We start from the raw sequence: 22,464 nt of genomic DNA, 5'->3' as shown, positions 1-22,464 counted from the left end.
TTGCGTTGAAAACCACGATTGTAAGCCTTCGCGAGCGGTTTTCGGAGCCTTACTGGCGAACGGCTATCAGCCCGCGGAGGTCGGTGCACGTAGGTCAGTGCACGCAGGTCAGTACAGAGGCACCGTTGCGCGGAACACCGTACCAGACGCCAGGCTCGACTCGACTTCAATCAATCCTTGGTGGGACGCCACAATTTCAGAAGCGATGAACAAGCCCAACCCGAGGCCTTCCGTGGGGCCGTGTTCAATCACCGCGCGTTGGGAAAAGCGCCCCATGGGGTTGAAGATAAATGGCAAAACGTCCACCGGGATGGGGTTGCCGCGATTGTGCACCGCGAACACCAACGTCTCTGCCGACGCCGACAATTGCACCTTGATCGGTGAACGCGCATCACCGTGTTGCACTGCATTGCTGATGATGTTGGAAAACACTTGCTCCATGCGCGGGCCATCGAAGGCGCCAGTGGCCTGGGTTGTCGCTTCGAACAGGATGTGTGAGTCGGGGTGAAACGCGCGGATTTCGTCGACGATCCGTTCACAGATCGGTGCCAGGTCGACGGCCGTGCGTTTGACCGGAATGCCGGGGCCCATCTGGCAGCGCGTCAAATCCAGCAGGTCGCCAACGATCTGGCTGGCGCGTTGGACACTGGTGTAAATCTGCGTGGCCACGCGGGTATTGCGCTCGCCCAAGGCCGGCGAACGCCTGAGCATGTCGGCGCCCAGCAGAATCGCGCCCAGCGGCGTGCGCAGGTCGTGACCGAGAATGCCCAGGAAGACATTGCGCGACGCTTCTACCGCGCGCGAGTAGCTGGCGATGGATTCCGCCAGCGCCTGGTCGATGGCCTCATGAAAGCGGTTCATGTCGTCGACTTGCAGCGCCGTGCCGTGTTTGATCTGGTCAAGCCACTGGCTGAGTACGCTGGTGCGCAACGCACGGTATTCAGACACCATCTGGTCGATGGAGAACCCCGCCATCAAGCGGGTTACCGCATGCGTTTCAGCGGGGCTCTCGGTGTCATTCTGCGGTGCCAGCCCCTGAGCCTTTTCGGTTTGTTCCTGCACCGTCTGGCTGGTGCGCAGGTCGAGTACGATGGCGTGCAGCATCTGTTCGGCGTGATCACGCAGGCCTGCACGGTCGAGGTCGGCGCCTGGGGTCTGGATGGTGCGTGCAAAGTCTTCCCAGGCCTGAAGAATCGGTTCGAGGTTTGCAAGAATGAAGTCTGGCAGGCGCATGCGGGGGTTCCTTGGAGGGGCGGCGAGCAGAAATGCGCGGGAAGCTGCCAAACAAGGATTTAAGCACGGATTGGCTTGCGGCATGCTGCGCAGGCGTCCCTGCCTGCGTCAGTCATGCGGATAAGTGCGGTCAAATGCCTTTGGTAGACGGCAGCAAGACGGTCAGGATGCCCACCAGTGGCAGGAACGAGCACAGTTTGTAGACGTACTCGATACCGTGTGTGTCAGCGAGCAAACCGAGCAGCGCCGCGCCAATCCCGCTGAAACCGAACATCAGGCCGAAAAAGATCCCGGCGATCATGCCCACATTGCCCGGCACCAGTTCCTGGGCAAAGACCACGATGGCCGAGAAGGCCGAGGCGATGATAAACCCGATCACGACGCTCAATACCGCCGTCCAGAACAGGTCGACGTAGGGCAGCGCCAGGGTGAACGGCGCTGCACCAAGGATGGAGAACCAGATGACTTTCTTACGGCCGATCTTGTCGCCGATGGGGCCGCCCGCGAAGGTGCCGACCGCCACTGCGCCCAGGAACAGGAACAGGTACATCTGGGAGCTGGAGACCGACAGCTGGAATTTTTCGATCAGGTAGAACGTGAAGTAGCTGGTCAGGCTGGTCATGTACCAGTACTTGGAAAACACCAGCACGGCCAGTACGACCAGGGCGAAGGTCACGCGGCCTTTGGACAAACCATGGGTGGCTTTGCCGCCTTGCTTGAGCTTGAACAGGTTGAGGTGGTTGCGGTACCAGCGGCTCAAGCCGTACAGCACCAGGATCGCGAACACGGCAAACAGCCCGAACCAGGCGATATGGCCTTGGCCGTAGGGAATGATGATCGCCGCCGCCAGCAACGGGCCCAGCGCGCTGCCGGTGTTGCCGCCGACCTGGAAGGTCGATTGGGCCAGGCCGTAGCGACCGCCGGAGGCCAGGCGCGCGACACGCGAAGTTTCCGGGTGGAAGGTCGACGAGCCGACGCCGACCAGGCCGGCCGCCAGCAGGATCGCCGGGAAGTTGCCGACAAACGCCAGCATCAGGATGCCGATCAAGGTGCACACCATGCCCGCCGGCAGCAGCCACGGTTTGGGGTGGCGGTCGGTGTGGTAGCCGATCCAGGGTTGCAGCAGCGAGGCGGTGAGCTGGAAGGTCAGGGTGATCAGGCCCACTTGGGTGAACGACAGGCCGTAGTTGGCCTTGAGCATCGGGTAGATCGACGGCAGCACGGCCTGGATCAGGTCATTGATCAAATGCGCCAAGGCGCAGGCGCCGAGGATACGCATGACCAAGGGGCTGGCTTGGGGTGCAGTGGTTGCAGCGGCGGGTGACGCGGTGAGGGTCGACATGCAGGCATTCCATACAAGGCAGCTAATCAGAGGCGGCGACTTCTTAAGGTCGCCATCCATTACAAAATGATTCGGCGTTTATGCTAGATTCGTCATGAATGCCTGTCTCGCGTAATTCGGGCGGCAACCATCGCAAAAAGGGCGAAATGATCAAACCACTGAATGAATTTCTCCAGGAAATCAACGAAGGCGCCTGGGCGGTCATCAGTTCCGCCACGGATTACCCGGAAAATTGGGTGATCCCCGACCACAGCCACGAAAAACATCAACTGCTCTACGCCATCGAAGGGGTGATGGTGGTGTACTCGGCGCTGAACCAGTGGACGGTACCGCCCAATCGCGGGATCTGGATGCCCAGCGGGCAGGTGCATTCGTTGCGCTGTGTCGGCACCCTGAAAATGCGCAGCGTGTTTGTGCGCCCGGACCGGTTCCCGAACATGCCCGGCGAGCCGAAGACGGTCAGCATCTCGCCGCTGCTGAGCGAGCTGATCAAGGCGTCGGTGAGTTTGAAACCGCCGTACGCCGAGGACTCGCGGGAGGCGCGGATCATGCACCTGATCCTCGACGAACTCGCCATCCTGCCGGCGCTGCCGCTGGCGTTGCCCCAGCCCGCCGACCCGCGTATCAAGCAGATCTGCCTTGCATTACAGGACGATCCGGGCGACGCCTCCACCGTGGCGGATTGGAGCGCGCGCCTGAACCTGGACCAGACCACCATCCAGCGCCTGTTCCGCAAGGCAACCGGCATGACCTTCGGCCAGTGGCGTCAGCAGGCGCGGCTGCTGCTGGCGCTGGAGCGCATTGCGGTGGGCGAGAAGGTGATCGATATCGCCCTGGAACTGGGCTATGAAAGCCCGAGCGCGTTTACCAGCATGTTCAAGAAACAGTTTGGCAAGACGCCGAGCCAGTTTTTCCGGTAATCACTGCACGGTGCCGGCGTGCACGTCGAGCAAGCTGTTGAGTGCCTCGATATCCAGTGGCCGACTGAGGAAATAGCCTTGGCCCTCTTCACAGGCCACGGCCTTGAGCAGCGCCAGATGCTCGGCGGTTTCAATGCCTTCGGCCGTGACTGTCAGTGCCAGGGTGCGGCCCAGCCCGACAATCGCCTGGATAATTGCCTTGTCATCGTCACTTTCCTCCAGTCGGGTGAGGAAGCTGCGGTCTATTTTCAAACCATCGAACGGGAAGTCGCGCAGATAGCTCAGGGACGAGTAGCCGGTGCCGAAGTCATCCATGGCAATGCGTACGCCCAATTGCTTGAGCGTGCGCATCACCTCAAGCGCCCCGGTGGCATCTTCAAGCATGACGCTTTCGGTGATTTCCAGTTCTACGCGCGCGGGATCAATGCCTGAGCTCTTCAACGCTTGCTGCGTACGCTCCACCAGGTTGCCACGCTTGAACTCCGTGGGTGACAGGTTGACGGACACAAAAAGAGGCTCCGGCCACTGCGCGGCACACACGCAAGCGGTCTCCAGTACCCAATCGCTCAGCGCCAGGATCAACCCGGACTCTTCGGCAATCGGAATAAAGGTGTCTGGTGCGATCAGGCCGCGTACCGGGTGCTGCCAGCGCACCAGCGCTTCGGCACCGACCATTTGCCCGTCGGCGATGCGATAGCGGGGTTGGAAGTGCAGGCGCAGTTCGGCATGTTTGATCGCATACCGAAGGTCGCTTTCCAGGCGCCGACGTTCGATGATCCGCGCATTCATGTCGCCGGAATAGAACCGCCAGGTATTGCGCCCGGCGGCCTTCGCCTCGTACAGCGCAATGTCGGCGTAGCGCAGCAGTTCCGCGGCTTCGCGGGCATCGTTGGGCGCGATGGCAATCCCGATACTGGCGCTGATGAACACCTCTTGCTCGTCAATTCTGATCGTGCGTTCGATGGATTCGATCAACCGCTTACACAGGGTTTCGACTTCGTCCTGAGTGCCTGCATCGGTCAGGATCAGCACAAATTCATCGCCGCCGACACGGGCGACCAGATCACCATGGCGCACGCAGTCCGCCAGGCGCGCAGACACTTCGTTGAGCACCCGGTCACCGGCCGCGTGCCCCAGCAGGTCATTGACCGGCTTGAACCGATCCAGGTCCAGGCTGAGCATCACCAGGGGCTGTTCCGTGGAGGGCAGGGCTTTGAGTTTGCCGTCGAGGAACGCTTGCAGGCGGGTGCGGTTGGGCAGCCCGGTCAGGGCGTCATGCTGGGACAAGAACTCGATGCGCCGACGGGCTTCGACTTCTTCCGTCACGTCGGTGGCTGTCCCGCGAAACCCGCCGCACGGCATCTCTCGCGCCGACAGCCGAGTGGTGCGTTCCTGTCCTGCTGCATCGACGTAGCGACACTGCACGCTGATATCCGGGCGCCGTCCGGGTGCGCTGAGCCACTGGGAAAGCAGGCCCGACTCGGTCTCCAGCAAGTCGTTCATCGTCGCCCCGATCCACGCATAGCGGGTCAACCCGGTGACGCCTTCGAAGCGTTCCGACAGGTAAGTGAAGCGCCAACCGGCGTCGATTTCCCACACCCAGTCGGAGCTGGCCTCCACCACATCGCGAAAGCGTGCTTCGCTGGTGGCCAGGGCATTCTGGCTGTTCTGCAGCGACGAATGGCTCGCATCCAGGGCGAGCGCGGCGGCGGTGGTGCGGCGCGAAATGGCCCAGGTCATCAGGCACACCAGCAACGCGGCCAGGCCCAGCAGCGGCAGGCCGACCCCCATAAGCCGCAAACCGGGCCGGGCCGGCTCCCAGTGCAGGCTGCCGGCGGTACCGTTGTCGCCGAGGGGAAAGAGCAACATTTTGCCGATTTCATCGGGGCTGGCAATGTGCAGTTTGTTCACGCCGAACTCATCGCCGATCACGGCCAGTTTGGCGCTGTTGAGGATGTCGATGAAGATCAGCACCGAGGCCGGCCGGCCATCGGCCCGCACCGTGGGGTCGGTGCCGGGAGTGATGGCGGCGGCCGCCACCAGCGCGGGGCTGCCGTGCACGTTGATAAAGGCGGTGACCGGTGTCTCGCTGTCGGCACCCGCACGGGCCTGGTCGAGAATCCCGGCAATGGGCTGGCCCAGCCATTGCGTAAGGTCGATATCCAGCAGCTTGCCGTCGACGACCGCGTACACCGTGCGATTGGCGTCGTTGACCACAAACAAGCCTTGAAAACCGAAATCATCAAACAACGTGGCGCCGAGATTGCCCCGCATGTAAGCCCAGTCATTGTCGACTTTAACGTGCAAGTGCTTGTAGGCATCGCTCCAGAAGGCGTAGTCCTTGACGGTCACCCGTAAGGTTTTCTCCAGCGATTGCACGGCTTTACGGGTATAGAAGGCGCTTTCAACCTGCTCGGAACGGTCCAGTTCGTGGGCGAGGTAAACCAGCGAGTAGGCCGCGGCAGCAAATACCACGGCCAACAAGCCCATGAACCGGAACAGCGAGGTGCGCGCCAGTGAAAGGCTGGTGCGGTCGGAAAGCGAGCGGACGATAGGAGCGAGAGAGTTCGGCATTGTTTCCCGCAGAGCGTCGCTGCAAGTCAGGGGTATGACGTGTTATCGGCGGCCGGGGCAAAACGTTGAGAGCGTTGCAGCGGATCAGGGCTCACGCTGGGGCGCAGTGCGTCCCCTGGCTTTGGGCTTCACCGGCAGGCTATGCACCTACAACATCGCCAAGGAGGCCATACGCGCACTCACACGCTCGGCGGCGCGAGAATGGGGAGTGGACAACATCACGGTCAACAACCTGTTGCCGGTGGCCGACACCTGGGGCGATGCGTATGACGCCCCGGCGCCGACCAATGTGCTGGGGCGTTACGGCTCGCCTGAAGATGACATTGCGCCGGTGGTGCTGTTCCTGGCCAGCCAGGACGCGCAATTCATTGCCGGCTACAGCCTCACACCGGATGGCGGGCAAATCATCGACAGTGCGCGGTAACCGCTGGCGCGAGCCGCGAGCCACGCCAACACGGCTGCGGCACCCAGCACCGCCGCACTCAACTGGAAGGTAGCCTGGTAACCGCTCCAGTCAAACACGAGGCCGCCAACGATAGCGCCCGATGCTATCGCCAGCTGGATGATCGCGACCATCAAGCCACCCCCTGCCTCGGCATCGTCGGGCAGGGTTGTCGACAGCCAGGTCCACCAGCCCACCGGCGCAGCGGTGGCGACCAGGCCCCAGAGCCCCAGCAAGAAAGTGGTCATCACCATGGAGCTGCCGACCTTGACCAACGCCAGCGCAATCCCCGCCATCACCAACGGGATGATGACCAACGTCAGGAACACGCTCTTTTTCAGCAAACGCTCGATCAGGAGCGTCCCCACCAGTCCGGCTAGGCCCAGCACCAACAATATGAGCGACAACCGGGAAACACTGACCTGGGTGACAGCCTCCAGAAACGGTCGCAGGTAAGTGAACAGCATGAACTGGCCCATGAAAAACACGCTGACCGCCAGCATGCCCAAGGCCACCGGCTTGCGCTTCATCAAGCCCAACAGGCGGCCGTTTTTTGCCGCCCCCTGCGCTTTGATCGACGGCAGACTGAGCATCAGCCAGGCCGCCGCCAGCACTGCAACGGGGACGACGCAAAAGAACGCCCCGCGCCAGCCGATCAAGCCGCCGACGAAGCTGCCCAACGGTGCCGCGATCACCGTTGCCAGTGCGTTGCCGCCATTGACGATAGCCAATGCCCGCGGCACCTGGGCTGCGGGCACCAGGCGCATGGCGGTGGCGGCCGACAGTGACCAGAAGCCGCCGATGGCCACGCCGATCAACGCGCGGCCCAGCATGAACACGGAGTAATTGGGTGCGAATGCCACCACCGTGCCAGAAATGATCATCAGCAGGGTCAAGGACAGCAGCAAGCGCTTGCGTTCAACCCGCGCCGCCACGGCCGCAATCACCAGGCTGGTGAGCAGGGCAAACAGCCCTGATACCGAAATGCCCTGTCCGGCCTGGCCCTCGGTGATATGCAGGTCGGTCGCCAGCGGCGTCAACAGGCTCACGGGCAGGAACTCGGAGGCCACCAGGGCAAATGCCGCCAGTGACATTGCGAGTACGGCGCCCCAGTTTTTTGGCTCGGCGGTCGTCACTTCAGGTACTTCCTGAAAAAGCCGGCGAGCGTGTCGAACGGGATCAGGTCGACCCGGTCGTACAAGTCCACATGCCCGGCGTCGGGGATGATCACCAGTTCCTTGGGCTCGGCAGCACGCTGGTAGGCGTCCTCGCTGAATTCGCGGGAGTGCGCATTGGCGCCGGCAATCAGCAAGAGCGGACGCGGAGAAAGGGTCTCGATGTCATTGAACGGGTAGAAGTTCATGAACTTCACGTTGCTGCTCAGCGTCGGCCGGGTGGTGGTGTGTGGCGAGGCGCCGGTGGGGGTGAACTCACCGCGCGATGTGCGATAGAAATCGTAGAACTCATCGCCAACCGCATCGCCGGTCAGGGCGTTCGGTGTGCCGCCGGTGTAGACGGTGTCGCCCCCCTGGAATTCCACATAGCGCTGGTTGGCCGCTTGCAGCAGTACCTGTCGGCGTTGCGCCAAGGTCACGCCATGTTTGAGGCCATTGCGAGTCGCGGCGCCCATGTCGTACATGCTCACCGTGGCGATCGCCTTGAGGCGTGGGTCGATCTTCGCGGCAGCGATGGCGAAGCTGCCACTGCCGCAGATACCGACCACGCCAATGCGCTCGCGGTCGACGATTGGCTGGGTGCCAAGGTAATCCACGGCGGCGCTGAAGGCTTCGCTGTAGAGCTCGGGCAACACCGCATTGCGTGGTGTGCCGGCACTTTCTCCCCAGAATGGGAGATCCAGGGACAACGTTACAAAACCCCGTTCTGCCATTTTGGTCGCATAGAGGTTCGCGCTCTGTTCTTTGACGGCACCCATCGGGTGGCCAACGATAATCGCAGCATTTCTGGAGGTGGGGGCAAGGTCCTTGGGCACAAACAGGTTGCCCGCGACCGCCATGCCGTATTGATTGTTGAAGGTGACCTTTTCGACACTGACCTTGTCGCTTGTGTAGAAGTTGTTGGCACCGTTGGACATATCGGCTCCCAGTGAAGTGGTACAGGTCACCAGCAAACCCAGGGTGAGCAGGAGGTTTTTCATCGGATGATCCTTGAGGGGGTGGGTGCGCACATTTTCCCGGGGGCGGTCAAGGTTCTGTAGTGCGTTTGACTGGATTACTTGCCTGATCCTCTGAGTTCTGCGGTTTGCCGGGACGCCACGGACCGCTCGGGGTAAAGTCCGATGACGAGAGAAAAAGAGCCTGTTATGACTATCAATGAAACGCCCCTGGACGCGCTGATCCAGGCTATTGGATCGCGGGTGCAGGCTCCGGGCGACTACCCCATGCCGATTCCTGGTCTTGGCTTCTACCGGCGTGAACAGCCCGCAAGCCCCGTGGTGTGCATGGTCGAGCCGTGCATCGTGCTGGTTGCCCAAGGTGCAAAACAGCTGTGGGCGGGGGGTGAGGGTTATCCATACGATACTTCGCGCTTCCTGGTGACCTCACTGGACATTCCCGCCAATTCCGAAGTGCTGGTGGCCAGCCCCGAAAGACCTTGCCTTGGGCTCACCTTCAAGTTGGATTTGCGCATATTGGCCGAGCTGATCGCTCAGAGTGAGCTGCCGCCGGCGCGGGAGCGGTCGGTGCTGAAGGGGGTGGGCATCGGTACGGTGACCCAGGGCATGCTGGCGTCTTTTGCGCGTCTGGTGGCGCTGCTGGATGAACCCGAAGCAATTGCGGTGCTGGCACCGTTGATCCAGCGCGAGATTCACTATCGTCTACTGAAAAGCGACCAGGCGAGCCGATTGCGTCAGATCTGTTCCGTCGACGGGCAGGGCTATCGGATTGCCAAAGCGATTGATTGGCTGAAGCTCAATTACGACGTGGCATTGCGCGTCGATGAGTTGGCGGCGCGCGTGCAAATGAGTGCGGCAACCTTTCATCATCACTTTCGCCAACTGACGGCGATGAGCCCGTTGCAGTATCAGAAGTGGCTGCGCCTGAATGAGGCGCGGCGCTTGATGTTGAACGAGCACCAGGACGTGTCCAGTGCCGCGTTCAAAGTGGGCTATGAAAGCCCGTCACAGTTCAGCCGCGAGTACAGCCGCTTGTTCGGCATGCCGCCTAAGCGCGATGTGGCGGCACTGCGTGCCAAAGCGACTGTCAGTGATCAGCCGCCGTCAGGTTAGCGTAGAAAATACAACCGATCAGCCGCGCGAACAGGCTGAGGGTTTCCGGCAGGTTGGGGTCTTCAAACAGCATCGCCCTGGAATCCAGCGCGCACAGCGCACCGAACAGGCGGCCGTCAGGCAGGAAGATCGGCGCACCGGCGTAGCTTTCGATGGCGAATTGCTTGACCACCGGGCGAGTGGCAAAGCGGCCGTTCTGGCTGATCTGCGGGATGAACAGCGTCTGAGGGTTGATAAAGAACTCACTGCACAGCGTGGTTTCGAGGTCGAGCACGTCGTCGACCTGGATGCCCATTTCGGCGGTGTCGTGCACGGAGCAGACCACCCATTCCTGGTCAGTGAATTTGGCGAGGCCGGCAAAGCGCATGCCGGTCAGGCGGGTGACCAGTTGCAGGATGCTGGTGCTGGCTTCTATTTCGGCGATGGCAGCGCGCTCATCGGCGCTGAGCAGGGACTGTGCTGAGGTGACGCTAGGAATCATAGGTGAACACTCCAATTGCGTGGTGGTCCTGGCCCACCACGCACGTTGAGGGCTTAGTTAATCCGTGGATGCTGCTGCACAAGGTTGTTGCGCTTGGCTTCCAATTCGGCGATCTCGGCATCGATGTCTTCGATCTTCTGCTCGATATTGTCGTGATGTTCCTGCAGCAGCTCCTTGGCTTCTTCCATGTCCGAAGCGGCCGGCGCTGCGCCGCGCAACGGTTTGTTGGCGGTTTCCTTCATGGTCAGGCCAGTGACCAGTCCAACGACCGCAAACACCATCAGGTAGTAGGCGGGCATGTACAGGTCGTTGGTGCTTTCCACCAGCCAGGCCACGGCAGTCGGGGTTACGCCTGCGATCAACACCGACACGTTGAACGCACTGGCCAATGCACTGTAGCGCAGGTGCGTGGGGAACATCGCCGGGAGTGTCGAGGCCATCACCCCGATAAAGAAGTTGAGGATCACCGCCAGGATCAGCAAACCGGCGAAGATCAGCCCGATCTTGCCGCTGGTGATCAGCATAAATGCAGGGATCGACAGGAACAGCAGGCCGATGCTGCCGGCGATGATGAACGGCTTGCGACCGATCTTATCGCTGACAAAACCGATGAACGGCTGCACGAACAGCATCCCGACCATGATCGCGATGATGATCAGCACGCCGCTGTTTTCTTTGTAATGCAGGTTATGCGACAGGTAGCTCGGCATGTAGGTGAGCAGCATGTAGTACGTCACGTTGGTGGCCGCGACGATGCCGATGCAGGTCAGCAGGCTGCGCCAGTGCTGGGTCGCGACTTCCTTGAACGACACTTTGGGACCGTGTGTCAGGCCTTCGCGGTCGCCCTGCTCGAGTTTGTCCATGTGCTGTTGGAACGCCGGGGTTTCTTCCAGCGCGTGACGCAGGTACAGGCCGATGATGCCCAGGGGCAGGGCGAGGAAGAACGGCAGGCGCCAGCCCCACGCTTCGAACTCGGCTTCACCCAACACGGTGGAAATCAGTACAACCACACCGGCGCCGAGCACGAAACCGGCGATGGATCCGAAGTCCAGCCAGCTGCCCAGGAAACCGCGCTTGCGGTCCGGGGCGTATTCGGCGACGAAGATCGACGCGCCGGTGTATTCACCGCCGACCGAGAAGCCCTGGGCCATTTTGCACAGCAATAGCAGGATCGGCGCCCAGATGCCGATGGAGGCATAGCCGGGAATCAAGCCGATGGCAAAGGTGCTCAGGGACATGATCACAATGGTGGCGGCGAGTACTTTTTGCCGCCCGTATTTATCGCCCAGTGCGCCGAAGAACAGACCGCCCAGCGGGCGAATCAGGAAGGGCACCGAAAAGGTACCCAATGCAGCGATCATTTGTACGCTGGGCGAGGCGTCCGGGAAGAACACCTTGCCGAGCACATAGGCGACAAACCCGTAGACGCCGAAGTCGAACCATTCCATGGCGTTACCCAAGGCGGCAGCGGTGATTGCCTTGCGCACCTTGGCGTCGTCAACGATGGTGATGTCTTTCAAACCGATGGGTTTGACGCTTTTCTTACGTAATTTCATGCGGGGGCACTCTAAAGCAGAACAGGGGAGGTGCCATCGCAGCGATGGCACCGCTCTGTCAGTTCAGATACAAGCGGACATGAAATAATTCACCCGTATTTGCGTTTTTTTGCAGATGCATTGAACTTTGTGAATTTTACAGAGAGTTATCCGAATGCTCGCCAGCCCCGCGCGTCTCACCTACCGTCAGCCACTCCCTAGCGACCTGCAGCCATTGTTCGCGATCTTCGGCGACCCTCGGACCCACCTGTTCAACCCCGCCGGCCCCCTGACGTGCCTGGCCGATGCGCAACGCCTGCTCGACGGCTGGCTCGAGCAGTGGGCCAGCCAGGGCTATGGCTGGTGGGCAATTGCGCGCCACGCAGCGCCCGAGCACATCATCGGCTTTGGCGGTATCGCGCCTCTCAATTACCTGACGCAAAGGCGCATCAACCTGGGTTACCGCTTTGCCGAGCAAGCCTGGGGCCAGGGCTATGCCACCGAAGTGGGGCGCGATGCCCTGAAGTTGGCATTTGAAACCCTGGCGTTACCCGAGGTATTTGGCCTGGTCCGGCCCGACCATGCGGCGTCGATCCGCGTGCTGGAGAAGCTTGGCATGCAGCCTTTCGGCCTGCTCGATGATGTACCCGGCAAGCCGCCCAGCCGGGTATTCAGGATTTGTCATCCTACAACTGCTCAAAGCTGACACTTTTCACAGCCGCGCAAGACCTCATATAACCCTAATCTTTCAGATTGACAGGGGATAGGGACCTCGATATAAAAGCCAAAGTTGTACGACGACATATGACGTTACATATGTCCTACCTAACAAAAATAAAAAGTGATGCCATGAACTTGATCGAGCCCATCCATGCTCATCGCATTGGCCAAGCAGTAGGTAACTACCGCTGGACCATCTGCGCGATGCTGTTTTTTGCGACCACCGTTAACTACCTCGACCGCCAGGTGCTCAGCTTGCTGGCGCCGCAACTGTCGACGCAATTTGGCTGGAGCAACACCGATTACGCCAACATTGCCGCGGTGTTCCAGTTTGTCTACGCGATCTCCATGCTGTTCGCCGGGCGTTTTGTCGACAAGATCGGCACCAAGGCGGCCTACGTGGTGGCGATCGGCATCTGGTCCACAGGCGCCATCATGCATGCGTTCTCGGTACCGATGGGCGAGGGCATCGCGGCGATCAGCGGTGCAATCGGCCTGGCGGTGATTCCGGTGTCGATTGCCGGCTTTATGCTGTCCCGCGCCGTGCTGGCGATTGGCGAAGCGGGCAACTTCCCGATTGCGATCAAGGCCACCGCTGAATATTTCCCCAAGAAAGAACGCTCCCTGGCCACGGGTATCTTCAACTCCGGTGCCAACGTCGGGGCGATCCTGGCGCCGATCTGCGTGCCGTTGATTGCCGGGTTATGGGGCTGGGAAGCGGCCTTCATCGTGATCGGCGGCCTGGGCTTTGTATGGGTGGCGGTGTGGGTCGCGCTGTACAAGAAACCGGATGAGCAAAAACGCCTGTCGGCCGCCGAGCTGGCGTATATCCGCAGCGACCAGACCGTGCAGCCGTTCACCCCGGCAGCTGCGGGCGATGCAACGAAAAAAGTCTCGTGGTTCAAGCTGCTCACCTACCGCCAGACCTGGGCCTTCGCCTTCGGCAAGTTCATGACCGACGGCGTGTGGTGGTTCTTCCTGTTCTGGCTGCCCACCTACTTGTCGGCGCAATACGGCATGAAAGGTCCCGACATCGTGCTGCCCCTGGCGGTGCTGTACAGCATGACCATGGTCGGTAGCATCGGCGGCGGCTGGTTCCCGAGCTACTTTATGGCCCGTGGCGATGCGCCGTATGACGGCCGCATGAAAGCCATGCTGGTGATCGCCCTGTTTCCGTTGGTGGTGCTGTTGGCGCAACCCCTGGGCTACATCAGCTTCTGGGTGCCGGTATTGTTGATCGGCGTGGGCGCGTCGGCGCACCAGGCGTGGTCGTGCAACATCTTTACCACCGTCTCCGATATGTTCCCGCAGAAGACCGTGGCCTCGGTGGTCGGCATCGGCGGCATGGCCGGCGGTTTGGGCGGGGTGGTGATGACCAAGATTGGTGGCTGGGTGTTCGACTACTACAAGTCAGTCAACGATATCCACACCGGCTACATGATTATGTTCGCGATCTGTGCGCTGGCCTACCTGGTGGCCTGGAGCGTGATGAAGACGCTGGTGCCGCGCCACAAGGAAATCACCGACCTGTAAGGCTTGACGTCCCGCGCGGCAATCGCGCGGGACCGTTTCACAGCGCGCGGGCCCAGGTCTGGCTGACCAGGGATTTACCGAAGCTGACCATCGGTTCCTCCTCCACCAACTCAAACCCGGCTTTCTGATAGAGCTTGCGCGCATCGGTCAGGATGTCCACTGTCCACAGCAGCATGCGGGTGTAGCCCACCTGGCGGGCAAAACGCACGCACTCGTCCACCAAACGCTGGCCGATGCCCATGCCCCGCGCGCTGGCATCCACGTAGAGCATGCGCAACTTGGCTGTGGTGTCGTCATGGCGGATCACAAACACCGACCCCACCACGTCACCGTCCTTTTCCGCGATCCAGCAACGCTCGGAGGTCGGATCAAATTCGCGCAGGTACTTGGCGACAATCTCCGCCACCAGCGCTTCGAATTCCCAATTCCAACCATATTCACGCGCGTATATCGCGGTTTGTTGTTGCACCACCAACCCCATGTCGCCGGGTTGTGGATCGCGTAGCAGATAGCTGGGCGCCGTGCCTTGCAGCAGGGCCTGGATGCGTTTCATGGCTTCGGTGAGCTGATGCTGTTGCTGCTCCGGCAGGCTGTCGAGCAGGGCGATGACTTCGTTCTGGGTGCGTTGCTCCAGGGGCGCCAACACGGCGCGACCGAGATCGCTGAGGTGCAATTGCACCGCGCGAGCATCGGTAACGGAGCGGACTTTCTGGATCAGGCCGCGCTTTTCCAGGCCGCCTACCAGCCGGCTCAGATAACCCGCGTCCAGGCTGAGCATGTGGCACAGGTCAGCGCTGGTGAGATCGCCTCGGGAAGACAACTCGTACATCACGCGGATTTCGGTGAGCGAGTAGTCGCTTTGCAGCAGGTGTTCCTGCAGCACGCCGATCTGCTGCGTATAGAAGCGGTTGAAGCCGCGCACGACACCGGCGCGCTCGATCAGCAGAGGGGTAGACATGCGCGAATACTCGAATGATTGCCTGGGGCAATTATATTGTTGCTTCAGGCAAGCATGTCAATCCATTTGATCAGGTGCGCACAACCATTGCCCGTGCTGGCCTGTTGCGGTCATTGCCGTATTTCCTTCAAGGCGTGACGCGTGGTGGCGGGCTGCCTGGCCGTCAGAATAATGCGAACAGCCAGGACCACACCAATCAATACCGCGGCTATCCCGGCCGTTTCCATGAGCGTGGGCCAGCGCGTGCTGAACCACAGGCCGAGCAGGCTGGCGAACAGGGATTCAAGGGCTATCAACTGGCTGCTCAGCACCATCGGCAGACGCTGGGTCGCAGCGTTCCAGGCCCAGGCGCCGATCAGGGTCGACATCAACGCGATAAACAAACACCAGGCATACAATGGCCCCGCCTGGGCAAAGCCGAAACCGAGGGTTGGCAGCTTGAACAAGCCCAACATCTGCGCCAGCGGTACCAGGCAGAGCGTGGCAATACCACTGCCCGTCAGCATGAGCGCGGTCCAGACGCCGGTTGCGGAGGGCGCGAGGGCCTGCAAGTGCTTCTGGTTGATCACGCTGAAGCCCACCCACACCACCACGGCACCCACTGAAAAGCACAGACCGGCCAGCCAGTCGCCACTGTTCGCAGGGGCGTGTTGGAGGCTGCTGAGATTCGACAGCAGCAATCCTGCCGTCAAGAACCCCAGCGGGATGGCCAGCCGGCACCAGCGCACGGTCTTGTTCCTGGCGTTACCGAGCAGGGCCAGTAACACGGGGACCAGGCTGACAAACGTCGGGGTCAACACCGGGCCGCCGAAGACGACGCCAGCGGTAATGCAGGCGCCGTAGCCCAGGCAGCCCGTTACACCGAGTCCGGCAGCGATCCACAACCGGCGCGGGCCAAGACAGCGCAATTGGGCGCGGTACAGGATCAACCCCGCGCAGCCGAGTACGCCGGCAATCAGGTACCGCACCGCCATGAAGTCAAAGAGGCTGTATTCACCGGTGACGTATGGCGCGATGAAATTCAGCGCCCAGCCCAGGGTCGCGATAACGGCAAGGCTTACGCCGAGGAAAGCGGAGGTCTGCATGGAGAGTGTCCCTGAAGTCATGCATTCATGGTGCCCAGCCACGCGGGTATGCTACAAACGAGTTCTCAGCCCTGGATCCATAACCTCAGATTATGAATGCACTCGGCAAAACCTTACCGCCTCTCGCGAGCTTGTTGCCCTTTGAAGCGGCGGCGCGCCTGGAGAGTTTCTCCAGGGCGGCCGATGAGCTTCACATCACCCAGGCCGCTATCAGCCGGCAGATTCGGGGCCTGGAAGACAACTTGGGCGTCAAGCTGTTTTCAAGGCGCAATCGCGCAGTGTTCCTCACCCAGGAAGGGCGTGAGCTCGGGCGGGTGGTGAGCCTTGCGCTGCAAAGCATCAGCGAGGGGGCCGCCAGCCTGCGCGCGTCGCACCACCGCAACCGGGTGGTGCTGCTGTGCCAATTGTGCGAAGCGTTTTATTGGCTGATGCCGCGCCTCTCCACGTTTCACCAGCAGTACCCGCACATCGAGATCCAGGTGGTGACCTCCACCCGGCCACTCACGGAATTCAATGGCCCGTTCGACGTGGCGCTGCAAAGCACCTGGCGCGCCAGTGGCTCGCATCCGTTGATGTTCACCGCCTCCGACGAGGTGTTTCCGGTGTGCAGTCCCGCCTACCTGAGCGCGGAACAACCGCTGCCGATCACCGAATTGCAGTCCTATACATTTTTGCACCACAGCGCTGACGCGCCCCACTTGATGGAGTGGGATGAGTGGCTACGGGTATTCGGGCAGTTGATGGCCGGGAATGCACGCAGTGCCAGCTTCGACAGTTACCCGCTGATGCTGCAAGCGGCCGTGGAAGGGCACGGTATCGCCATGGGCTGGCGGCGTACGGCAAGTCGGTTGATTGAAAGCGGCGCGCTCGTAAGGCCTTGTGCGCAGAGTGTGCATTTGCCTGAGGCTATTTCGGTGTACAGGCACCAGGGAGAGGGGGCCCGGGCGGAGGTTGCGGCCTTGCTGGCTTGGCTGGAAGCGCAGCTGCAGGATGATGAGGGGGAAGGCGTCGGCGAGCGCGTCACTCGCGGCTAACCCGGCGTCCTGCCGGGTTAGCCTCCGATTCAAGCCTGGGTTCGGGCGCCGTGTTAGACAGGGCGCCCGAGGTTAAAAGCAGATCACGCGCAGCCAGCTACTGATTACGTGTCACCCGCCACACGGTATTGGCCAAGTCATCGGCAATGATCAGCGCACCTTTCGGGTCCACCGTCACACCCACCGGACGCCCACGGGTCTTGCCGTCGTCACCGCGAAAGCCAGTGGCAAAGTCGATCGGCTCACCGGACGGCTTGCCGTTGCTGAAGGGCACAAAGATCACCTTGTAGCCCACTGGGTTGTCGCGGTTCCAACTGCCGTGCTCGCCGACGAACACGCCGTCGGCAAATTTCTCGCCCATTTGCGGGATCGAAAAGTCCACGCCGAGGGCCGCAACGTGGGAACCCAGGCTGTAATCCGGCTTGATCGCGGCGGCGACCTTGGCCGGGTTCTGCGGTTGGGCGCGCGGGTCGACGTTCTGGCCCCAATAGCTGTAGGGCCAGCCGTAAAACGCGCCTTCGCGCACGGAGGTCAGGTAGTCCGGCACCAGGTCCGGGCCGAGCTCGTCGCGTTCGTTGACCACCGTCCACAATTGCCCGGTGTCCGGCTGGATGGTCAGTGCCGTCGGGTTACGCAAGCCGGTGGCGTAGGGCTTGTGTGCGCCGGTGGTGGCGTCGATCTGCCAGACCATCGCACGGTCGATCTCCACTTCCATGCCGCGTTCGGTGACGTTGCTGTTGGAGCCGATACCGACGTAGAGCTGGCTGCCGTCGGCGCTCACGGCCAGGGATTTGGTCCAGTGATGGTTGATCTGTGCCGGCAGGTCGGTGACGGTGCTGGGCGGGCCGCTGGCCTTGGTCTGGCCGTCGGCGTAGTCGAAGCTCACCAGCGCGTCCTGGTTGGCCACGTAGAGCTTGCCGTTGGCAAACGCCAGGCCGTACGGTGCGTTGAGGTTGTCGGCGAACACCGTCTTGAGTTCGTAGGTGCCGTCACCATCGGCGTCGCGCAGCAACGTCAGGCGGTTGCCGCTCTTGACCTTGGTGTTGCCTTCGGCCTTGATCAGGCTGGCGATCACATCCTTGGGCTTGAGCTTGGCCGCGCTGCCGCCACGGCCTTCGGCCACGAGGATGTCACCGTTGGGCAACACCAGGGTTTGGCGCGGGATGGCGAGGTCCGTGGCGATCGCCGTGACGCTGAAGCCTTCCGGAACCTTGGGTTTCTGCTCGCCCCAGGGCGCAGGCTCGGCGATCTTCATGCTCGGCAACAGGCTGCTTTGTTGTTCCGGCAGCTTGGGGTCGGGGCCGCGGGCCTGGGTCTTGTCGCCTTCGCCCCCGCAGGCGGCGAGCAATAATGTGGCGCTCAACAGGGTCAGGGTGCTGGACGTTTTCATTTGACACCTCCCGCGCGCAGGCCGGTCCAGGTGGCCGCCAGTGTCAGCAGCAAGACGATGGCCGACAGGACCAGGCCGGTCGGCATCGAGGCATAGGCATCCTTGGCATGCTGGAAGGCATTGACCAGGCCCACTACCCAGGTGGCCACCAGCAGCAGGACATAGCGTGTGGGTTGCCCGGCCTTGCGTTCGGCACGGAGCAGGTTGACCAGTGCGAACAGAAACGCGAAGCCAGCAAACACCAGCGCACCGGCAATCAACCAGGACGCGAAGTTGGCCCATTGAATCTGGTAGGTCTGGGTGTAGGCAATGTCGCTGAGCAAGGCACCGAGAAACAACGGCACGGTGCCGGCCAGTAAGGTCGCATGCAGCGGCCCGGGTGTGTATCGGTAAGCGGGAAGGGTAGTCATCGTGGTAGCGGCTCCTTGTTGTACAACGCCCCTTAGCAGGGCAGCGCATAGGAAATGAACGCACCGCGTGTCAGAAAGTTCAGCGTGAATCGTGTCGAAATATTGTGAACCCACTGGGCCGGTTTCGGCCTAACGCCGTATCATTTCCGCACTTTTATTCCGTCAGGCGCTTCCATGACTCATCCTCGCATCGGCTTTGCATGCCAGTACAAGCATCCCGAACGCCTGCTGTCGGCCAGCGCCTTGAAGCTGATCGAAGGCCCCTTCAACCCGCGCACGACCACATTGCGTTGGATGGAGAGTGTCTCGCCGCAGGTGGCTCGCGACAAATTGGTGGAAGTGGTCACCCACAACCTGGCCGCCCAATTACGCCTGCTGAGCTATGTCGCCGGACTGCCACCGACCCTGCGCATGCTGCGCCTGAGCAGTGATCTGCTGCCGTTCTACAGCCATCCGAACGTTGCCGCCGTCTATAAAGACCCGGCCATCGAGCGTCAATTGGTGGAAGGTTTTGCCGCCATCGGCGAGCTTGCCCGCGCTGCGGATATCCGCCTGTCGTTCCACCCCGGCCAGTACTGTGTGCTCGGTTCGGAGAACCCCGGCGTGGTGGAAAACAGCCTGGCTGAATTCGAATACCACGCCGACATGATCCGCATGATGGGTTACGGCCGGCGCTTCCAGGACCTCAAGTGCAACGTGCATATTGCCGGCCGCCTCGGCGTGGAAGGCACCCGTGCGGTGTGGTCGCGCCTGTCGGAAGTGGCGCGCAACTGCATCACCTTTGAGAACGACGAAAAGACCTACGGCCTCGATCATTGCCTGCAAGTGGCTGACTTGGCGCCGGTGGTGCTGGACATTCACCACTGTTGGGTCAACGAAAACCACTACATCGACCCCCACTCGGAGCGGGTCGCCCGCGTGATCGAAAGCTGGCGCGGCGTACGGCCGACCCTGCACTATTCCCAACCCCAGGAGAGCCTGCAGGAACTGGGGTTCGACGCCGAGCATAAGCTGGAAATGGACGCGCTGTTGCAGGTGGTGTCCAAGCGTGACCTGTACGCCCACAGCGCGCAGATGTGGAACCGTTGGACCAACGATTACGCGCTGCAATTTCTCGATCGCTTCGACATCATGCTTGAAGCCAAGGACAAGAACGTCGCCTCATTGGCGTTCTATGAGCACTGGAAGCGGCGCAGCCCACCTTGAAGAGGGGCCATCGCAATAGCTCAAGGCGTGCAGGACGTTGTGCGATCAATCCTCAGCCTGCATGCTGGCAGGCCTGACACAAGGAACCGCCCTATGCCAACCCTGCATCTGCTCTGCGGCAAGATCGCCTCGGGCAAGTCCACGCTCGCCGCGCGCCTTGCCGCCGAGCACGCCGCCATTGTGCTGAGTGAAGACCACTGGCTCGCCACGCTATACCCCGGTGAAATCCGCGCCATTGCCGATTACCTCAGCTGCGCCCAGCGTATTCGCGGCGTGCTGGGGCCGCTGGTCATCAATATGCTGCAATCGGGCGTCAACGTGGTGCTGGATTTTCCTGCCAATACCTTGGCCAGCCGCGAATGGCTGTTGGGCCTGGCGCACGTCGCCCAGGTCCCGCACTGCCTGCATTACCTTGAACAGGATGACGCCACCTGCCGCGCCCGACTGCACGCGCGCAACGCCCAAGGTGACCATGACTTTGCCGCCACGGATGCCGAATTTGACCTGATTACCCGCCACTTCTGCGTGCCGAGCGAGGAGGAGGGGCTGGTGATCGAGAGGCATCGGCCATGAGCGCATCGCGATCCACTGGCGTGGACGCCGACGGTTTTATCCTCACGGTTTCCGACGGCCCCGTGCAGCGTGAGTTTCAGCCATTGCTTGAGGATGTCTGCAACCAACTCTCACATCCAGAGTTTGGGGTGGACGGCATTTACCTCTATGGCAGTGTGGCGCGCGGCGATGCCGTCCCGGGTGTTTCCGATCTTGATCTCACGCTGGTGCTGCGCGAGTCGCCGACGTCAACGCAGTTGGCGCGCTTGGACGTCGTGCGGTGCGACCTGGAGCGGCGGCACCCGCACGTCACCAAGGTGGATTTCGATATCGGCAGCCGCGCACAAGCACTTGCGGCTGAAAACCGGAACCGCTGGGGCTACTGGCTCAAGCACCATTGCCGATGCGTATGGGGCAATGACCTGGCACTGCACTTCGAGCGGTTTCGGCCGTCACTGGACATTGCCTTGGCCGTGAATGGTGACTATGCCGCGGTGTTGACAGCCTATGTCACCCGCATCGCACGTGCCGACACCGAGCAAGAACGCCTTCGCTTGCAGCGCGAAGCGTCGCGCAAACTGATCAGAGCCACCCAGGTATTGAGTGGAGAAGACGGATCGACGTGGCCGCAGACACTTGAAGAGCATGTTGCGCTGTTCCTACGGGGTTATCCGACGCAGGTTGCCCAAGTGGCCTTCTTCCTGTTTGAAGCCCGAAACCCCAGTGCCGACAGCGAAAAATTCTTAGATCGGCTTCAAGCATTTCTGGGCTGGATGGTTTCACAGCAAAGGTAGATAGCAGCTCCCATACCGATCTTCGCCATGGCTCAAATTGCGCTCGCCGCTACGACCGAAATCCCACTTACACAGCCGATCCCTTGTGGGAGCTGTCGAGCTTTAGCGAGGCTGCGATAGCGGTGTGTCAGACGCTGAAAATGTTGGCAGTACCGCCGCCTTCGCAGCCTCGCTGGGGCTCGACAGCTCCCACATTTGATTTTCGTCGTGGCTCAAATTGCGCTCGTAGCTACGACCAAAATCCCACTTATACAGCCGATCCCTTGTGGGAGCTGTCGAGCTTTAGCGAGGCTGCGATAGCGGTGTGTCAGGCGCTGAAAATGTTGGCAGTACCGCCGCCTTCGCAGCCTCGCTGGGGCTCGACAGCTCCCACATTTGATCTTCGTCGTGGCTCCAATTGCGCTCGCCGCTACGACCGAAATCCCACCCACACAGCCGGATCCCTTGTGGGAGCTGTCGAGCTTCAGCGAGGCTGCGATAGCGGTGTTTCAGGCGCTGAAGATGCCGGCAGTGCCGCTGCCTTCGCAGCCTCGCCGGGGCTCGACAGCTCCCACATTTGATCTTCGTCGTGGCTCAAATTGCGCTCGCCGCTACGACCGAAATCCCACCCACACAGCCGATCCCTTGTGGGAGCTGTCGAGCTTTAGCGAGGCTGCGATAGCGGTGTTTCAGGCGCTGAAAATGTTGGCAGTACCGCCGCCTTCGCAGCCTCGCTGGGGCTCGACAGCTCCCACATTTGATTTTCGTCGTGGCTCAAATTGCGCTCGCCGCTACGACCGAAATCCCATCCACACAGCCGATCCCCTGTGGGAGCTGTCGAGCTTTAGCGAGGCTGCGATAGCGGTGTGTCAGGCGCTGAAAATGTTGGCAGTACCGCCGCCTTCGCAGCCTCGCTGGGGCTCGACAGCTCCCACATTTGATTTTCGTCGTGGCTCAAATTGCGCTCGCCGCTACGACCGAAATCCCACTTACACAGCCGATCCCCTGTGGGAGCTGTCGAGCTTTAGCGAG

General features: G+C 61.3%; 20 protein-coding genes. 9 read left to right on the top strand and 11 right to left on the bottom strand.

Annotated features, from left to right (window positions below):
- Positions 1 to 108 precede the first annotated feature (108 nt).
- Together K7431_RS03270 and K7431_RS03265 are read right to left on the bottom strand one after the other, a co-directional pair.
- Positions 109 to 1,233 carry a sensor histidine kinase gene (locus K7431_RS03270; protein WP_012724603.1) on the bottom strand — a complete coding sequence of 375 codons (1,125 nt, stop codon included), beginning with the start codon at positions 1,231 to 1,233 and terminating at the stop codon, positions 109 to 111.
- Between the two features lie 130 nt (positions 1,234 to 1,363).
- Positions 1,364 to 2,575, bottom strand: a complete 1,212-nt coding sequence (locus tag K7431_RS03265) for an MFS transporter (protein ID WP_012724602.1) — start codon at positions 2,573 to 2,575, stop codon at positions 1,364 to 1,366.
- Between the two features lie 98 nt (positions 2,576 to 2,673).
- Here K7431_RS03265 and K7431_RS03260 point away from each other — a divergent pair, with 98 nt between their 5' ends.
- Complete coding sequence (locus tag K7431_RS03260; protein ID WP_043205440.1) at positions 2,674 to 3,495, top strand: AraC family transcriptional regulator; 822 nt, start codon at positions 2,674 to 2,676, stop codon at positions 3,493 to 3,495.
- Here the strand turns inward: K7431_RS03260 and K7431_RS03255 are convergent, their stop codons facing one another.
- A complete protein-coding gene (locus K7431_RS03255) occupies positions 3,496 to 6,069 on the bottom strand; it encodes a bifunctional diguanylate cyclase/phosphodiesterase (protein WP_012724600.1) in 2,574 nt (857 codons plus the stop codon).
- Between the two features lie 34 nt (positions 6,070 to 6,103).
- On the opposite strand from K7431_RS03255, the gene K7431_RS03250 reads away from it, so the two are divergent.
- Positions 6,104 to 6,493, top strand: a complete 390-nt coding sequence (locus K7431_RS03250) for an SDR family oxidoreductase (RefSeq protein WP_012724599.1) — start codon at positions 6,104 to 6,106, stop codon at positions 6,491 to 6,493.
- Here K7431_RS03250 and K7431_RS03245 read toward each other — a convergent pair.
- The gene (locus tag K7431_RS03245) at positions 6,445 to 7,605 is read right to left on the bottom strand and encodes an MFS transporter (RefSeq protein ID WP_046036206.1); all 1,161 of its coding nucleotides are present in this window, start codon (positions 7,603 to 7,605) and stop codon (positions 6,445 to 6,447) included. The genes K7431_RS03250 and K7431_RS03245 overlap by 49 nt on opposite strands.
- 38 nt (positions 7,606 to 7,643) lie before the next feature.
- Positions 7,644 to 8,666, bottom strand: coding sequence for an alpha/beta hydrolase (locus K7431_RS03240; RefSeq protein WP_012724597.1), 1,023 nt, complete (start codon positions 8,664 to 8,666; stop codon positions 7,644 to 7,646).
- Between the two features lie 165 nt (positions 8,667 to 8,831).
- Between K7431_RS03240 and K7431_RS03235 the strand changes: the two genes are divergently transcribed.
- A complete protein-coding gene (locus K7431_RS03235) occupies positions 8,832 to 9,755 on the top strand; it encodes an AraC family transcriptional regulator (protein WP_043205439.1) in 924 nt (307 codons plus the stop codon).
- Here K7431_RS03235 and K7431_RS03230 read toward each other — a convergent pair.
- Positions 9,730 to 10,236 (bottom strand): GAF domain-containing protein, encoded by a 507-nt coding sequence (locus K7431_RS03230; protein WP_012724595.1) that lies wholly within the window; start codon positions 10,234 to 10,236, stop codon positions 9,730 to 9,732. The genes K7431_RS03235 and K7431_RS03230 overlap by 26 nt on opposite strands.
- Before the next feature lie 53 nt (positions 10,237 to 10,289).
- A complete protein-coding gene (proP, locus tag K7431_RS03225) occupies positions 10,290 to 11,792 on the bottom strand; it encodes a glycine betaine/L-proline transporter ProP (RefSeq protein ID WP_012724594.1) in 1,503 nt (500 codons plus the stop codon).
- A gap of 154 nt (positions 11,793 to 11,946) precedes the next feature.
- Here proP and K7431_RS03220 point away from each other — a divergent pair, with 154 nt between their 5' ends.
- Together K7431_RS03220 and K7431_RS03215 are read left to right on the top strand one after the other, a co-directional pair.
- A complete protein-coding gene (locus K7431_RS03220; RefSeq protein ID WP_012724593.1) occupies positions 11,947 to 12,477 on the top strand; it encodes a GNAT family N-acetyltransferase in 531 nt (176 codons plus the stop codon).
- Positions 12,478 to 12,620: 143 nt separating this feature from the next.
- Positions 12,621 to 14,024, top strand: coding sequence for an MFS transporter (locus K7431_RS03215; protein ID WP_012724592.1), 1,404 nt, complete (start codon positions 12,621 to 12,623; stop codon positions 14,022 to 14,024).
- A 37-nt stretch (positions 14,025 to 14,061) separates the two neighbouring features.
- Here the strand turns inward: K7431_RS03215 and K7431_RS03210 are convergent, their stop codons facing one another.
- Both K7431_RS03210 and K7431_RS03205 read right to left on the bottom strand, forming a co-directional pair.
- Complete coding sequence (locus tag K7431_RS03210) at positions 14,062 to 14,982, bottom strand: bifunctional helix-turn-helix transcriptional regulator/GNAT family N-acetyltransferase (protein ID WP_012724591.1); 921 nt, start codon at positions 14,980 to 14,982, stop codon at positions 14,062 to 14,064.
- Between the two features lie 110 nt (positions 14,983 to 15,092).
- On the bottom strand, positions 15,093 to 16,067 hold the full coding sequence (locus K7431_RS03205) for a DMT family transporter (RefSeq protein ID WP_012724590.1): 975 nt from the start codon (positions 16,065 to 16,067) through the stop codon (positions 15,093 to 15,095).
- A gap of 92 nt (positions 16,068 to 16,159) precedes the next feature.
- On the opposite strand from K7431_RS03205, the gene K7431_RS03200 reads away from it, so the two are divergent.
- Complete coding sequence (locus K7431_RS03200; protein WP_012724589.1) at positions 16,160 to 17,101, top strand: LysR substrate-binding domain-containing protein; 942 nt, start codon at positions 16,160 to 16,162, stop codon at positions 17,099 to 17,101.
- Positions 17,102 to 17,198: 97 nt separating this feature from the next.
- Here K7431_RS03200 and K7431_RS03195 read toward each other — a convergent pair whose 3' ends face one another.
- Positions 17,199 to 18,491 (bottom strand): PQQ-dependent sugar dehydrogenase, encoded by a 1,293-nt coding sequence (locus tag K7431_RS03195; protein ID WP_012724588.1) that lies wholly within the window; start codon positions 18,489 to 18,491, stop codon positions 17,199 to 17,201.
- Positions 18,488 to 18,901 (bottom strand): DUF2231 domain-containing protein, encoded by a 414-nt coding sequence (locus K7431_RS03190; RefSeq protein ID WP_012724587.1) that lies wholly within the window; start codon positions 18,899 to 18,901, stop codon positions 18,488 to 18,490. Before K7431_RS03190 ends, K7431_RS03195 begins: the two co-directional genes overlap by 4 nt.
- Positions 18,902 to 19,075: 174 nt before the next feature.
- Between K7431_RS03190 and K7431_RS03185 the strand changes: the two genes are divergently transcribed.
- From K7431_RS03185 to K7431_RS03175, 3 genes are all read left to right on the top strand, one after another.
- Positions 19,076 to 20,107: a UV damage repair endonuclease gene (locus K7431_RS03185; protein ID WP_012724586.1), complete on the top strand. Its 1,032-nt coding sequence runs from the start codon at positions 19,076 to 19,078 to the stop codon at positions 20,105 to 20,107.
- A 93-nt stretch (positions 20,108 to 20,200) separates the two neighbouring features.
- Positions 20,201 to 20,680, top strand: coding sequence for an AAA family ATPase (locus K7431_RS03180; protein ID WP_012724585.1), 480 nt, complete (start codon positions 20,201 to 20,203; stop codon positions 20,678 to 20,680).
- On the top strand, positions 20,677 to 21,453 hold the full coding sequence (locus tag K7431_RS03175) for a nucleotidyltransferase domain-containing protein (RefSeq protein ID WP_043205438.1): 777 nt from the start codon (positions 20,677 to 20,679) through the stop codon (positions 21,451 to 21,453). Before K7431_RS03180 ends, K7431_RS03175 begins: the two co-directional genes overlap by 4 nt.
- Positions 21,454 to 22,464: the final 1,011 nt, after the last annotated feature.

Source organism: Pseudomonas fluorescens group sp. (assembly GCF_020093335.1).
Taxonomy (GTDB): Bacteria; Pseudomonadota; Gammaproteobacteria; order Pseudomonadales; family Pseudomonadaceae; genus Aquipseudomonas; species Aquipseudomonas petroselini.
This window is presented reverse-complemented; position numbering and strand designations above follow the sequence as displayed.